14 protein-coding genes are annotated in these 13,170 nt (G+C 63.5%); 7 read left to right on the top strand and 7 right to left on the bottom strand.

The features are described from left to right. Positions 1 to 326: 326 nt before the first annotated feature. The gene (locus KHO23_RS22120) at positions 327 to 518 is read right to left on the bottom strand and encodes a hypothetical protein (RefSeq protein ID WP_211613363.1); all 192 of its coding nucleotides are present in this window, start codon (positions 516 to 518) and stop codon (positions 327 to 329) included. Positions 519 to 850: 332 nt separating this feature from the next. Here KHO23_RS22120 and KHO23_RS22115 point away from each other — a divergent pair, with 332 nt between their 5' ends. Next, a complete protein-coding gene (locus KHO23_RS22115; protein WP_211613362.1) occupies positions 851 to 1,078 on the top strand; it encodes a hypothetical protein in 228 nt (75 codons plus the stop codon). A gap of 20 nt (positions 1,079 to 1,098) precedes the next feature. Here KHO23_RS22115 and hfq read toward each other — a convergent pair whose 3' ends face one another. Next, positions 1,099 to 1,593 carry an RNA chaperone Hfq gene (hfq, locus tag KHO23_RS22110; RefSeq protein ID WP_211613361.1) on the bottom strand — a complete coding sequence of 165 codons (495 nt, stop codon included), beginning with the start codon at positions 1,591 to 1,593 and terminating at the stop codon, positions 1,099 to 1,101. Positions 1,594 to 1,982: 389 nt separating this feature from the next. Here hfq and KHO23_RS22105 point away from each other — a divergent pair, with 389 nt between their 5' ends. From KHO23_RS22105 to KHO23_RS22080, 6 genes are all read left to right on the top strand, one after another. Continuing rightward, a complete protein-coding gene (locus tag KHO23_RS22105) occupies positions 1,983 to 2,126 on the top strand; it encodes a hypothetical protein (RefSeq protein WP_211613360.1) in 144 nt (47 codons plus the stop codon). 15 nt (positions 2,127 to 2,141) lie between these two features. Next, positions 2,142 to 2,684, top strand: a complete 543-nt coding sequence (locus KHO23_RS22100) for a sigma-70 family RNA polymerase sigma factor (RefSeq protein WP_211613359.1) — start codon at positions 2,142 to 2,144, stop codon at positions 2,682 to 2,684. Further along, a complete protein-coding gene (locus KHO23_RS22095; RefSeq protein ID WP_211613358.1) occupies positions 2,684 to 3,532 on the top strand; it encodes an anti-sigma factor family protein in 849 nt (282 codons plus the stop codon). The genes KHO23_RS22100 and KHO23_RS22095 overlap by 1 nt, the downstream gene beginning before the upstream one ends. A 267-nt stretch (positions 3,533 to 3,799) precedes the next feature. Then, positions 3,800 to 4,285: a hypothetical protein gene (locus KHO23_RS22090; RefSeq protein ID WP_211613357.1), complete on the top strand. Its 486-nt coding sequence runs from the start codon at positions 3,800 to 3,802 to the stop codon at positions 4,283 to 4,285. Positions 4,286 to 4,324: 39 nt separating this feature from the next. After that, the gene (locus KHO23_RS22085; protein ID WP_211613356.1) at positions 4,325 to 5,902 is read left to right on the top strand and encodes an FAD-binding oxidoreductase; all 1,578 of its coding nucleotides are present in this window, start codon (positions 4,325 to 4,327) and stop codon (positions 5,900 to 5,902) included. A 4-nt stretch (positions 5,903 to 5,906) separates the two neighbouring features. Further along, the gene (locus KHO23_RS22080) at positions 5,907 to 6,302 is read left to right on the top strand and encodes a hypothetical protein (RefSeq protein WP_211613355.1); all 396 of its coding nucleotides are present in this window, start codon (positions 5,907 to 5,909) and stop codon (positions 6,300 to 6,302) included. 14 nt (positions 6,303 to 6,316) lie between these two features. On the opposite strand, the gene KHO23_RS22075 is transcribed toward KHO23_RS22080, so the two are convergent. The 5 genes from KHO23_RS22075 to KHO23_RS22055 all read right to left on the bottom strand — a co-directional run bounded on the left by KHO23_RS22075 (position 6,317) and on the right by KHO23_RS22055 (position 13,157). Then, positions 6,317 to 7,348 (bottom strand): DUF1571 domain-containing protein, encoded by a 1,032-nt coding sequence (locus KHO23_RS22075; RefSeq protein ID WP_211613354.1) that lies wholly within the window; start codon positions 7,346 to 7,348, stop codon positions 6,317 to 6,319. 47 nt (positions 7,349 to 7,395) lie between these two features. Continuing rightward, positions 7,396 to 9,201 carry an AMP-binding protein gene (locus KHO23_RS22070; protein ID WP_328821991.1) on the bottom strand — a complete coding sequence of 602 codons (1,806 nt, stop codon included), beginning with the start codon at positions 9,199 to 9,201 and terminating at the stop codon, positions 7,396 to 7,398. Positions 9,202 to 9,350: 149 nt separating this feature from the next. Further along, entirely contained in the window at positions 9,351 to 10,652 is a 1,302-nt protein-coding gene (locus KHO23_RS22065; RefSeq protein ID WP_211613353.1) for an acetyl-CoA C-acetyltransferase, read from the bottom strand. A 169-nt stretch (positions 10,653 to 10,821) separates the two neighbouring features. Next, positions 10,822 to 11,742: a MaoC family dehydratase gene (locus KHO23_RS22060; protein WP_211613352.1), complete on the bottom strand. Its 921-nt coding sequence runs from the start codon at positions 11,740 to 11,742 to the stop codon at positions 10,822 to 10,824. Between the two features lie 2 nt (positions 11,743 to 11,744). Beyond that, positions 11,745 to 13,157 carry a 3-oxoacyl-ACP reductase gene (locus tag KHO23_RS22055; protein ID WP_211613351.1) on the bottom strand — a complete coding sequence of 471 codons (1,413 nt, stop codon included), beginning with the start codon at positions 13,155 to 13,157 and terminating at the stop codon, positions 11,745 to 11,747. Positions 13,158 to 13,170: the final 13 nt, after the last annotated feature.

The following is a 13,170-nucleotide window of genomic DNA, read 5'->3' as shown; positions in this document are numbered from 1 at the left end:
CCCGATGCACCCCACGCGGTATCCCATGCATACCCATCCGCGACGCACGCAGTGCGGAGTGGGAGCGAATGACACCCTTGTCACACATGCCGAATGTGCGGGAACACAGATTCCAGATGCACCACTACCGTGGCTGCGCGGGGTGCCCGCTTATGAGCTGGCGGTTTGAGCCGCTTTCTCTTGCTTACTTCTCTTTGCGGCAGGCAAAGAGAAGTGAGTGCCGCCCCGCACAGGGGCAACGCTAATAAACCAATAACAAATCAAGGAAAGGCCAACACCAGAGGCAAACAGAAAAAACCCCCTGCCCATGGCAAAACCCCCCCCCTCTAATGCTGCTTCTTCTTCCCATGCGAATGCACCTCCCCCACTGGCAAGTGCCTCGGCTCCCCCACATCGACGGCGATCGGATCACTGGCGGGAAAGCTTTCCTCGAGTGCCTCATCGAGCCGGCTCTCGACGGACTCAGCGGGTTGCGGCGTTTCCTTTGGGTGAGGTGCCTGTTGCTTCTGCTTGGTCATGACATGCTCCGCTAGAAGTAGAAAGCTGACAGTTCAGCATAGCCCAAAGCGGACCTGCGCGAGCATGAGCCGAGCGTCCAGGGGACTCACACCGTAAGCATTTCCTTCACAACAACCTGACGCTCGAACCCCAAAAACCAGATCAGAAAACAACAAGAAAAAAGCAAAAATTAAAACCATCCCGCATCAAGTCGTTCTCCGAGTGTCGCCGGAAAACAAAAGCAACTGCCGGCCACACCGTCCGGCAAACCGTGAACGGGCAACATCCAGCTCGGGAGGGGAGCAAACAAAACTAGCAAACAAAAGTAGCGAACAACAAGGCAGTGAACGACATGGACCGGAAAAACCCTGCGCGCGCGCAGCGCTTCAACGCATCACACGTAGTGGAAGCCGAACTGGAACATCTGGATTGGGCGACACGGCAACCGGCACTGCGCATGCTGGACGCCGTGTACTGGCGGCGCCGCGTGCTGGCGGTCAAATGCGGATTTGAGCTGACGGACTTGCAGGTGCTGCGACTGGAGAAGATTTTGCAGCGGCTCGGTTTTCCGTCGGAGTAGCCGGCCGCTGAGGCGGCGGTTTATTCGTTGCCGCCGCTGCTACCGCCATTGCCACCATGATTGCTGCCGCCATGGTTGCCCCCGTCGCCCCCGCCCGTGCCGAAAAGACGCCGGCGGCGTGTGACGACCACTGGCCCGTCGGACGTGCTGCTGCTACGATCGGAAGCCGGGCGATCCGAGGCCGGCGCGCCGTACGACTCGCGCGGCTCGCGTGGTTCGCGATGCTCGCGCGGTTCACGCGAGCCGTGCGGGCCGCGCGTGGTGTGCTCGCCGTGCGAAGGCCGTCCGGCGCGCGGCGCTGGACGTGTGCCGGTGTCGAGCTGGATCGTCGAGATCGCGCGCTTGTAGATGCCTTGCAGGCCGACAGGCGTGCGCAGCATCACCAGGTACTGATCGAACGACTCGATGCACCCTGTCAGGCGAATGCCGTTGACAAGATAGATCTCAACGCGCTTTCGTTCTTTGCGCGCAGCGTTCATGAAATCGTTTTGCGGATGCGATTCTGCGGAAGCCATGGACAATTCAAGTTAGTAAAACGGTTGTTCGCCGCGATTCTACCCTGTGTGGGGGCGGAACGCGTCGGCGGCCGAACTGCGTCCACTATAACGGCTTGCGCGCACATAAGCATCTGATAACTATTGACTGTAACGTTGAGTTACGAATCTGCCTACGAATAGCGCCTTCTTCGGCCACGTTTGAGCGGGCCGGACGCGGATGGCGGAAAAAGAAGGTGCCTGCCGCTGCCGCACGTGGAATAAATCACTGTCCGCTCGCGTTAAGTCAGACATGGCAGCGTTGCATATCGCACGTTGCGCACATTACGTACGTTGCGCACGTTGCCGGTCGTGGCCAATCGGATCCCCGGCTCGCAGGCGCCGGCCGGGCGCTCATCAGGAGACTCACCATGAAAGTATCCCGTGTTCTTTCTGCCGCATTCGTGCTGCTCGCGCTCGCGCTAGGCTCGCTCGCAACGAGCGCCTGCACCTCCGCGACCGACAGCGGCGCCTCGAGCACCAGTGGTGGCACCGGCAGTGGCGGCGGCTACTGAGCGTTGCCACGCCGGGTGAATTTCGAAGCGGAAGTGATTTCGTGGCTCCCGCAGTTGCGCCGCTATGCGCGCGCACTGACGGGCGACCGCGCATGGGCCGACGACCTCGTGCAGGATACGGCGGAGCGCGCGCTCGCGCGCTGGTCGGCGTTCCGTCCGAACAGCAACCTGCGCGCGTGGCTCCTGACGATCCTGCGGCATCTTTATATCGATCAGTTGCGCGGCCGCCGCGAGATTGCTGTCGACGAGGAAAGCGCGCCATGGCGCAATCTCGAAGCGCCGTATGGCGAAGTCGACGGTCTGGTGTTGCGCGATCTGCAGCGCGCACTGTATTGCCTGCCAGTCGAGCAACGGGAAGTGCTGCTGCTCGTGTGCGTGGAGGAGCTGTCTTATCAGGAAGCGTCGAAAGCGCTCGGCGTGCCGATCGGCACGGTGATGTCGCGGCTGTCGCGCGCGCGGGAACACATGCGCGTGCTGATGACGGAGGGGCCGGTGGAAGGGGGCGCTGTGGGTCTGGCGCGTAAAGTCCAGCCGCTGAAAGTAGTGAGAAATCCGTGATGGATAACAACCACGATTCCAGCTTGCCTGACGGGCCCGATTTGCGCGCGCTGTCAGCGTATGTCGACGGCGAGTTGACCGCTGCGGCGCGCGCCGCGATCGAGACGGAGCTGGCGCAGCAACCGCAGGCTGCCGCAAGGGTGGCCGCGTGGCGCGCCCAGAAAGCGGCGCTGCAGGCGCTGTGCAGTGCGCCACAGCGCAACGAGCACCACGGGAGTGTCGGAAGCATGGGGCAGCGGGAGGCCGACGAGCCGGCCTTCATCGTCGTGCGGCGTTCGACGCCGTGGTGGCAACGCGTCGGCCTCGCGGCGTGCTGGCTCGCGGCCGGCGCGGGTCTCGCACTCGCCTTGGGGCCGCTCGCACCGAGGCTGACGGGCGGCGCGTGGAACGGTCTGGGTGGCCAGCCGCCGAGCTTTGCCGAGCGCGCCGACATCGCCTATGCGGTGTACACGCCCGAGCGGCGTCATCCCGTCGAAGTCGCCGCGAGCGAGGAAGAGCATCTGATCAACTGGCTGTCCAAGCGCCTGAACCGGCCGCTGTCGGTGCCTTCGTTGCAGGAGTACGGTTATTCGCTGGTGGGGGGGCGTTTACTACCCGGCGAAGCCGGACCGGCCGCACAGTTCATGTACGAAAATAGCAGCGGTGCGCGGCTCACGCTGTACGTCACGGGTATTTCTCGCGACGAAACCGCGTTCCGTCTGTTCCGCGACGGTAACCGCCGGACCTTTTACTGGGTCAGCGATCGCATGGGCTACGCGTTGTCCGGGCCGATTGCGGAAGGCAAGCTGCGCTCGATTGCGATTGAGGTGTGCAGCGCGCTCGGCGGCAAACCGGAGACCTGGCAGTAGCACCGAGCTCACCACAAGCACCTGGTCAGACAACGCGCCGGCCCCAAAATTTCGCTGCAACACGCTGTAACAGAAACGCCCTGCACGCGCGCGCGCCGCCGGAATAGCGTCGCGCGGCGTTTCGTTTACTCGCAGCAGGATCATGCCGTCCCGGCTGGCGTGCGCGCCGGGACGGCACGGTCTCGTGCGAGGCAAACCGACGGGGTCTTCACGGTGTCGACATGCTTTTTGCGAGTCGCAACGCCGGCGCGTCGAGGCAGCGAAATCATGCTTACTTTCCATCAGCTCGGCGCAGGGCTGTGCTCCGGCGCCGCGTGTCTGTGCCTGTGGGCCGCAAGCGCTGCGCCGGTCGCGGCGCAATCGGACGACAATGCGCCGTTAAACGACACTTCGACGTGCCGCTTCGTCGTGGGACAGGCGGAAATCGACGGCGTCATGCAACAGATCAGCGGTCGCGCGTGCCTTCAGCCGGACGGCAGCTGGCAGATCGTCGAAGACGATGCCGCCGCGCTGGCATTAGCTCCGGCACCGGTGTATTACTACGATCCATGGTACTGGGGACCGCCGGTGGTATTCGCTGGCGGTGTATCGTTCATTTTCGTGGACCGCTTCCATCATTTTCATCACATGGACCATGTGCGTTATGGGCACGGATCATATGGAATGGGTGCGCATGGCAACTGGCATGGCGGTGGGCCGACTCACGTGTGGAGCGGCATGTCGCATGGCGGTGGAAGTGGGATGCACCGCTAGCCTGAGGTCGTCCATTCAAGCGGCCGCAAAGGAGACACCTTGACGCGCAACTTGCCGCCGAAAGTTTCCGCCGCCGCGTTCGATCGCGCGCTCGCTGCCTGGCGCTCGATTGTCGGTGAGCCGCAGGTGGTGACCTCGGCCGCCGCGCTCGCCGCGTATCTCGATCCGTTCGCACCCGGCGAGCGCGAAGCGTTCTCGGCGTCCGCCGCGCTGCTGCCCGCATCCGTCGACGAAATTCGCGCGGTGTTACGGATTGCCAATCAATTCCGGATTCCGTTGTGGACAGTCTCGACCGGACGCAACTTCGCGTACGGTGGCGCCGCGCCGCGGCTGCCGGGTTCGGTGGTGCTCGATCTGCAGCGGATGAACCGTATCATCGAGGTGAACGAAACACTCGCCTACGCGCTGGTCGAGCCAGGCGTCAGCTACTTCGATCTCTACGCGCATCTGCGCGACAAAGGCTACCAGCTTTGGGTCGATCCGCCCGCGGCGGGTTGGGGCAGCGTGGTCGGCAATACGCTCGAGCGGGGCTTTGGCTATACCGCATACGGCGATCACGCAGCGGCGCAGTGCGGCATGGAAGTGGTGCTCGCCAACGGCGACGTGCTGCGCACCGGGATGGGCGGAATCGAAATCGGCACCGCGTGGCAACTGTATCGACCGGGCTACGGACCTTCTTTCGACGCGATGTTCATGCAGTCGAACTACGGCATCGTCACCAAGCTCGGTGTCTGGCTGATGCCGGCGCCGCCCGCTTATCTGTTGGGCGAAATCCAGTTTCGGCACGAAGCGGATCTCGAAGCGATTGTCGATATCCTGCGGCCGTTGCGGCTCGATGAAACGATCCGCAATCAAGCGGTGGTCGAGGGCGGTTTGCGCCGGGCCGCGGGACTGTCGGCCCGACAGCAGTGGTACGAAGGCAAAGGCGCGATGCCCGAGAACGCCGTGGCGGCGATGCTCGACAAGCTGAATGTGGGCCGCTGGAATCTGCATTTCGCGCTATACGGGACACCTGAATTGATCGACGCGCGCTATGCGATCGTGCAGCGCGCGTTCGCGCGCGTGCCGCAAGCGAAATTTTCGGCCGCTCGCTATGCGGGCGATGCGCAACCCACCGCGGGCGGCGATCGCAATATGGCAGGCATCCCCGCGATGAGCGCGTTCCGCATGCTCGACTGGCGCGGCGGCGCGGGTGCGCATGTGGACTTTGCACCGGTGTGCCCGGCGACCGGGCGCGACGCGCTGCGCCAATACACTATGGTCAAGACGCGCGCGGCGGAATACGGCTTTGATTATTACGGCGGTTTTACGGCTGGCGTGCGTCATCTGCATCACATCTTCGCGGCGATTTTCGACCGCGACGACGCGGATCAGGTCGAGCAGGCGGGGGCTTTACTGCGTTCGCTGATGAGCGATGCGCGCGCCGCGGGTTACGGCGAATATCGCGCGCATCTCGCGTACATGGATTTCGCCGCGGCGCAGTACAGTTTCAACGACGGCGCGTTGCTGAGACTCTCGGAAACGATCAAGGATGCACTCGACCCGAATGGCATCCTTGCGCCGGGCAAGCAGGGGATCTGGCCGGCGGCGTGGCGCGACCGGCGGGGTTATACGTGAAGCCATGGACCGACGCACATTCATGATGACTGGCGCATGGCTTTCGACCGCGGCAGGTGGCGCGTGGCCATGGCTTGCGCATGCAGCCGCTCTCCACGACACCCTCGCCGTGATCGATTCCTCCCTGACAGGCGGCCTCGCATTCGCCGACTACGTTGCGCATATGAAGCTGCCCGTTTTCGAACCCGGCGACGACATGGGCGTGCTCTGGTACTCGACGCTGGCACCGCGCCTCAGCCAAACGCCCGCGTCGCTGATCGGCCTCACACGCGCATCCGATTACTTCGTGCTCAAGGAATTTGCCACCCGTGTGACCCACATGGTCGAGCACCGTTACGAGCAGGGCGCGGGGCCTATCGCGCATGTTGCCTTCGCGCTCACGCCGCGTCTTGTCCGCTAGAACCGCCAGAACCGCTAGAACTTATAGGCCTTGTTCTTCGGATCGAAGGTCGAGTCGTCGAAGGTTTTCGGCGTGATGCTTTCGAAGACGATCTTCTCGAAGATCTTGCCGTCGTTGTTATATGACTCGACCGTGCGGAAATACGGATGCCGCAGATCGAGCCCGAGCGTCTCTTTCTTCGCATAGAACTGCGGCTGGCCATTCGGCGTTTCGAAGGTGAAGGCCACTACGCGCACGCCGTCGATCGTTTTCACTTCCACCTGAGTCGAACGCGGCACGCCGGCCTCGATGTATTTTTTGCCTTCGGAAAGGTACTGATTGGCAATGTACTCGGTGCCGAGATCGCGCACCTGGTGGTTCGATTGCGCACGGGCGAGGGCGCCGTTCAGCGAGGTCCACAGCGGCATGACATTCATGATGCCGCCGAGGTGGCCATACATTTCGTCGGTGCGTCTGGATTCGTCGTAGATGATTTCCTGACCGGCGTGCGCGCCGTCGGGCAGCCATTTCGCGTAGATTCGCAGCGGATCGTGGGCGATGCGCACCAGCATATGATCCGGCTTGTCGGGCCACTGGCCGTGAATGCGTTCCGAGCGTGACATGACGAACTCGTATGAAGGGTAACCGTTCGGCCCTTCCTTGATGTAACGCGGCAACGCCAGCGGATCGAGCGACTGGAACAGGGCGACCAGTTGCGTGTCGTCGAGCTTCTCCATTGCGCCGCTTTGTTGCGCGGCGCGCAGCCACTTGACCTGCTGATCGAGCGTGAGCTTGCCGACCTGCGAGGACGGCGTGACGGGTGCCTTCACGGCGCTGGCGCCGGCGGCGTCGAGCGCGGGCGGCGTGTCGTCGTTCTGCGCGAACACCGGCGGCATGGCCACCGTAGCAACGCCGGCTATTAGCGCGCCGATCAGAGCTCGCCGTGATGAGACCGCGCGTAATGAAGCAGTCAGGGACGCACTCAATGTCGCGGTCTCCGATGAAAAACGGGCGAGGCGCATGAAGGCCGGTGAGCGGCGCGAGCGTACGGACAAGCTGTGCTTCATGAATCTCTCCGAAAAGATAGCCGGCGCGATATCGAACGCCTTGCCTGTCAGGCAGGTTTTTGCTTCGCGAGTTCCTCGTCGCGCAGCGCGCGGCGCAGAATCTTGCCGACGTTGGTTTGCGGCAGCTCGTCGCGAAACTCGACGAGCTTCGGCACCTTGTACCCTGTGAGGTTTTTGCGGCAGTGGGCGATCACCTGTTCCACGGTCAGCGACGGATTGCGCTTGACGATGAACACCTTCACCCGCTCGCCTTGCGCCGCATCGGGCACGCCGATTGCGGCGACTTCGCGCACATCCGGAAGCGTTGCGATCACGTCTTCGATCTCGTTCGGATAGACGTTGAAACCCGACACCAGGATCATGTCCTTCTTCCGGTCGATCAGACGGATGAAGCCGCGCGAATCCATCACGCCGATGTCGCCGGTGGCGAGCCAGCCGTCGTCGTCGATCACCTTGGCGGTTTCTTCCGGGCGATTCCAGTAGCCTTTCATCACCTGTGGCCCTTTCACGCACAATTCGCCCGCTTCGCCGATGTTCGCCCACGCGCCGTCGTCTTTCCTGAAGCGCACTTGCGTGGATGGCGCGGGCAAGCCGATCGAGCCTTCGAAGTCGCGCATATTGCTCAGGTCGACCGGATTCATCGACACGATCGGCGAGCACTCGGTCAGTCCATAGCCTTCGATGATCGGCTTGCCGGTGACCGCCTTGAAGCGATCGGCAACCGACTTCTGCGTGGCCATACCGCCCGCCATCGCGAGCTTCAGGTTCGAGAAGTCGCGCTTGCAGAACTCTTCGTTGTCGAGGAACGCGTTGTAGAGCGTGTTCACAGCTGTCATGCCGGTGAATTTCTCGTGACGGATGATCATCATCACGCGTTTCATGTCGCGCGGATTGGCGATCAGAATATTGCGCCCGCCGAGCCCCATGAAGATCAGCGCGTTCACCGTCAGCGAATAGATGTGATAAAGCGGCAGCGGCGTGAGCACCGTTTCGATCTCGCCGCTCAACTGGCCTTCGGACCACGCCTTCGCCTGCAACAGGTTGGCGATGATGTTCCTGTGCGTGAGCATCGCGCCTTTGGCCACGCCGGTGGTGCCGCCGGTGTATTGCAGGAAGGCAATGTCGTTGTGAGTGGGGCGCACGGGCGTCAGCGGCCGCGTGTAGCCGATCGCGAGCGCTTCGAGCAGCGGCACGGCTTTCGGCAGGTTGTACTTCGGCACCATCTTCTTCACGTGGCGCAGCATGAAATTGAGCAGGCGTCCCTTCAGATTCAGGCCGTCGGCGAGCAGATCGCCGAGGCCGGTCACGATAACGTTCTGCACCTTGGTGCCCGGCAGCGCATCTTCAACGGTCTTGGCGAAGTTCTCGAACACGATGATGGTTTGCGCGCCGCTGTCCTTCAGTTGATGCGCAAGCTCGCGCACCGTGTAGAGCGGATTGACGTTGACCACCACGCCGCCCGCCTTGAGCACGCCGAACAGCGACACCGGATATTGAAACGTGTTCGGCAGCATGATCGCGACGCGCTCGCCGGACTTCACGCCGATGCTTTGCAGATACGCGGCGAAGGCAGCCGCCTTGCGGCCCAGCTCGCCATACGTCATGTTCGCGCCCACGCTCACATACGCCACGCGCTCTCGGAACTGCGCGATGCATTCGTCGAAGAACTGCACGAGCGATTCGTACTGGTTGACGTCGATCTCACGCGGTACGTCTGCCGGATACGACGCGTACCAGATGCCGTCGGTGTTGGGCGCGTGATTCACCGCTTGACCAGGCATCGGGTCCGCTGCGTTTGCGAGCGGTGCGTTTGCGGCGGCGGGCGAGAGCGGGGCTTGCGTGGGCTGGGTCATCGGTCGTCTCCTGAAGCAGGGGCTTCATCCGTTTGTGTGCTGGTCTTGCAGCCAGTCATGAAGTCATCAAAGCAGCGATCAACGCGGTCATTGCGGTCGCCTTGGAAGCCAGGCATTCATTGAAACACGCGCTGAGCCAACCGCGGCGCTCAGCGTTCCAGAATTGCCACCACGCCCTGGCCACCCGCCGCGCAAATCGAGATCAGCCCGCGTGCGGTGCCGGCCGGCTTATCGAGTTGCGCGAGCATTTTCGCGAGCCCGGCGACGATGCGGCCACCCGTGGCGGCAAACGGATGGCCGGTGGCGAGCGAGCTGCCGTTCACATTCAATTTTGCCCGATCGATCGCGCCGAGTGGTCCCGGCAAACCGAGCTGCGTGCGGCAATATTCGTCATCCTGCCATGCGGCGAGCGTGCACAACACCTGCGCGGCAAAGGCTTCGTGAATCTCGTACAGATCGAAATCCTGCAAGGCGAGCCCGGCGCGCGCCAGCATGCGCGGCACGGCATAAGCGGGCGCCATCAGCAGGCCTTCTTTCTTGTCGAAAAAGTCGACGGCGGCGGTTTCGGACCAGCTCAGATACGCCAGCACCGGCAGGTTATGCCGGGCCGCCCAATCCTCGCTTGCCAGCAGCACGGCGGATGCGCCGTCGGTCAACGGTGTTGAATTGCCGGCGGTCAGCGTGCCTGCGTCGCGGTCGAATACCGGCTTCAGACCGGAGAGTTTTTCGAGCGTCAGGTCGGAGCGCAGATTGTTGTCGCGCGCAAGGCCACGGTAGGGCGTCATGAGATCGTTGACGAAGCCGCGCGCATACGCCTCGGTGAGCTTGCGGTGGCTGTCGTAAGCGAGCACGTCCTGCGCTTCGCGCGAGATGTTCCAGCGTTTGGCCATCAGTTCGCAATGCTCGCCCATCGACAGCCCGGTGCGCGGTTCGCCGTTGCGCGGCAGAAGCGGCTTGAAAAACATGCCCGGCCGCAGTTTGGCCAGTGCGCCGACGCGTTGGCCGGTGCTCTTGCCGCGATTCGCTTCGAGCAGGATTTTGCGCATGCGCTCGTTGACGCCGATCGGTGCATCGGATGTCGTATCGACACCGCCCGCGATACCCACCTCGATCTGCCCGAGGGCGATTTTGTTGGCGACAAGAATGGCCGCTTCCAGCCCGGTGCCGCAGGCCTGCTGCACGTCGTAGGCCGGCGTTTCTTTCGCAAGTGTGGTGGACAGCACGGATTCGCGCGTCAGGTTGAAATCGCGCGAGTGCTTGATGACGGCGCCGGCCGCCACTTCACCCAGGCGTTCGCCGTGCAGGTTGTAGCGATCGATCAGGCCTTGCAGCGTGAAGGTCAGCATGTCCTGATTCGACGCGGTCGCGTAAGCGGTGTTCGAGCGGGCAAACGGAATCCGGTTGCCGCCGATGATGGCGACGCGGCGCACGGCGGGTTGCGGGTTGGACATGCTCGGCTCCTTTGGGTCGTTCCCTGGTTATTCAATGGTGCGAATGATGCAAATGGCGTGAATCGCAATTAAGGCTTATTTGCGTTGACGATTCCGTTAGCTCAACAACGATTTTCAGGCGGCTTCAATTCCATGCAGTGACGAAAACTTGCGCGCGGGTGCGTTTGCCTCATAGCAGCCTCCATTGCATGCGACCGCGCAAATGCGGTTTTTCTCCGGCGATGTCGCGTACTTCGATGTCCCGCTCGATCAACGAGGGCAACGCGCTCCACAGCGACGCTTCGCCCGGCAGCAGCATCGGCAATTTGAATTCGGCGGAGAGTGTGGCCTCCGCGAGCGGTTTCGGCGGTTGCAGCGCGGAGACGGCGCGCGCCAGCGTCCACATGCCATGCGCAATGGCGCGCGGAAAGCCGAATGCTTTCGCGGACAGCGCAGTCAGGTGAATCGGGTTGTAGTCGCCGGACACGCTCGCGTAGTCGCGCCCCAGTTGCGGCGGTAGTTGCCAGCGCGAGATGCGCTCCAGCGCGTCCTGCCCGAGTTCCAGCGGATCGAGGGGGCTGCCGCTCGCCGGCACGCTACGTTTCAGATAGACGCTGTCGCCGTCCCATACCGCTTCGCCGCGGCGATACATGCGGGTATGCAGCACGAACGCCTGGCCCTTGTCGTGACGCAGCAGCGTGCCGAATTCCACCTCGACGCGCAACATGTCCTTGTAAGCGAGCGGCCGGCGCAGCCGCACGTGATTCGCCAGATGCACGAGGCCGAGCGCCGGCCAGGGAAACGCGGGGTCGGTCAGCATCAGCAGATGCAGGGGGAAGGCCAGCAGATGCGGATACGTGAGCGGCACGCCGTGCTCGGGGATGAAGCCGCAGACCCGCGCATACCGCCAGACCGGTCCTGGGTCGAGGGCCACCGCGGGACGCACGAGGCGCAACGCCGGCAAGTGCGAGTCGCGCCCGCGTTTGACGATGCCCGACAACGCGCGCCCATACAGCTTCGCCGGCGCCGGCAATTGCTCGATGACGACGGTCTTCGGACGGACCGCGCCCGCACTTTGACCACTCGTGAACGGATCACCCGGCTCAGCCATGCTCACGCTCCAATCAGGCTTTGTCCGCATACGCGCACGATCTGGCCGCTGACGCCCGCCGATCCCGGATGCGCGAGCCACGCGATGGTCTGTGCGACGTCCACCGGCTGGCCGCCCTGGCTCATCGAATTCATCCGGCGGCCGGCCTCGCGGATGGTCAGCGGAATCTTCGCGGTCATCTGCGTTTCGATAAAACCGGGCGCGACTGCATTGATCGTGATGCCGCGCGCGCGCAGATGTGGTGCCATGCTTTGCACCCGGCCGATTACGCCGGCTTTTGACGCGGCGTAATTGGTCTGGCCGAGATTGCCGGCAATGCCGCTGATCGACGACACGCCGATGATGCGGCCGCCGTCGCGCAAGATGCCGGCCGCGAGCAGGGCGTCGTCGATCCGTTCCTGCGCGGACAGGTTGATGTCGATCACGCTTTGCCACGCCGCGTCGGTCATCTTCGCAATGGTTTTGTCCTTGGTGATGCCCGCATTGTGCACGACGATATCCACGCCCTGTTCGTCGAGCGCTGCGGCGATCTGCGCGGGCGCTTCGGGCGCGGCGATGTCGAAGGCGAGGGCGGTGCCGTTCAACTGGCGCATCGTCGCGTCGAGCGCCTCGCGCGCCGACGGGATGTCGATGCCGATGACGTGCGCGCCTTCCGCAGCGAGCACGCTCGCAATCGACGCGCCAATGCCGCGCGCGGCACCGGTGACCACGGCCCGCCGGCCCGCCAGTGGCTGATGCCAGTCGAACGCCGGCATGGTCCCGGTGCCGGCCCGCGCGCCGATGCGCACGACCTGTCCCGACACATAGGCGGAGCGCGGCGATAGAAAGAATCGCAACGTCGCTTCGATACCGGTTTCGGCGCCTTGCTCCACATAGACGAGATTCGCGGTAATGCCGCGCCGTGCTTCCTTGCCGAGCGAACGCGTGAGGCCTTCGAGCGCGCGCTGCGCGGTCCATTGGCGCGGGGTCGCGCAGGCTTCCGGCGGCCGCCCCAGCACGATGATGCGGCCGCACTTGCCGAGCGAGCGCAACGTATCGTGGAAGAAACCATGCAGCGGTTCGAGCTGACTGCTGTCTTCGATACCGCTCGCGTCGAATAGCAGGGCGGTGAGCTTGCCGTGCGAACCGGATTCCGCGGCCTCGAATCGGCCGGTCATCAAACCATGGCGATGCGCGAGCGGCACCCACAGCCCCGCGCTTTCATGCGCCACGCTGGTCATGCCGATGCCCGCCACGAGATTCGCGAGCGCGTCGAGCAGATGCGGCTCGCGGCCCGCGCCGATCGCGATCAGGCCGTCGAACTCGGGCTGGTCCGCGCGATAGCGGCGCAGTACCTCAGGCTTCGGCAGGCCTAACGAGCGCGCGAGGCGCGCGCCGAATGGCGAATTGACGAAGTTCAGATAAGAGTCGTTCATATTCTTGGTTGCT

Source organism: Paraburkholderia haematera (genome assembly GCF_905220975.1).
In the GTDB taxonomy this organism is placed as follows: Bacteria; Pseudomonadota; Gammaproteobacteria; order Burkholderiales; family Burkholderiaceae; genus Paraburkholderia; species Paraburkholderia haematera.
The sequence above is the reverse complement of the archived record's forward strand: the minus strand, read 5'-3'. Positions and strand labels throughout refer to the sequence as shown.

Bases quoted from the DNA above. Each gene is read 5' to 3' on its own strand.
- KHO23_RS22080 (WP_211613355.1), top strand. From the start codon at position 5,907: ATGGACCGACGCACATTCATGATGACTGGCGCATGGCTTTCGACCGCG.
- KHO23_RS22120 (WP_211613363.1), bottom strand. From the start codon at position 518: ATGACCAAGCAGAAGCAACAGGCACCTCACCCAAAGGAAACGCCGCAA.
- KHO23_RS22090 (WP_211613357.1), top strand. From the start codon at position 3,800: ATGCTTACTTTCCATCAGCTCGGCGCAGGGCTGTGCTCCGGCGCCGCG.
- KHO23_RS22115 (WP_211613362.1), top strand. From the start codon at position 851: ATGGACCGGAAAAACCCTGCGCGCGCGCAGCGCTTCAACGCATCACAC.
- KHO23_RS22070 (WP_328821991.1), bottom strand. From the start codon at position 9,201: ATGACCCAGCCCACGCAAGCCCCGCTCTCGCCCGCCGCCGCAAACGCA.
- hfq (WP_211613361.1), bottom strand. From the start codon at position 1,593: ATGGCTTCCGCAGAATCGCATCCGCAAAACGATTTCATGAACGCTGCG.
- KHO23_RS22060 (WP_211613352.1), bottom strand. From the start codon at position 11,742: ATGGCTGAGCCGGGTGATCCGTTCACGAGTGGTCAAAGTGCGGGCGCG.
- KHO23_RS22075 (WP_211613354.1), bottom strand. From the start codon at position 7,348: ATGAAGCACAGCTTGTCCGTACGCTCGCGCCGCTCACCGGCCTTCATG.
- KHO23_RS22065 (WP_211613353.1), bottom strand. From the start codon at position 10,652: ATGTCCAACCCGCAACCCGCCGTGCGCCGCGTCGCCATCATCGGCGGC.
- KHO23_RS22055 (WP_211613351.1), bottom strand. From the start codon at position 13,157: ATGAACGACTCTTATCTGAACTTCGTCAATTCGCCATTCGGCGCGCGC.
- KHO23_RS22105 (WP_211613360.1), top strand. From the start codon at position 1,983: ATGAAAGTATCCCGTGTTCTTTCTGCCGCATTCGTGCTGCTCGCGCTC.
- KHO23_RS22095 (WP_211613358.1), top strand. From the start codon at position 2,684: ATGGATAACAACCACGATTCCAGCTTGCCTGACGGGCCCGATTTGCGC.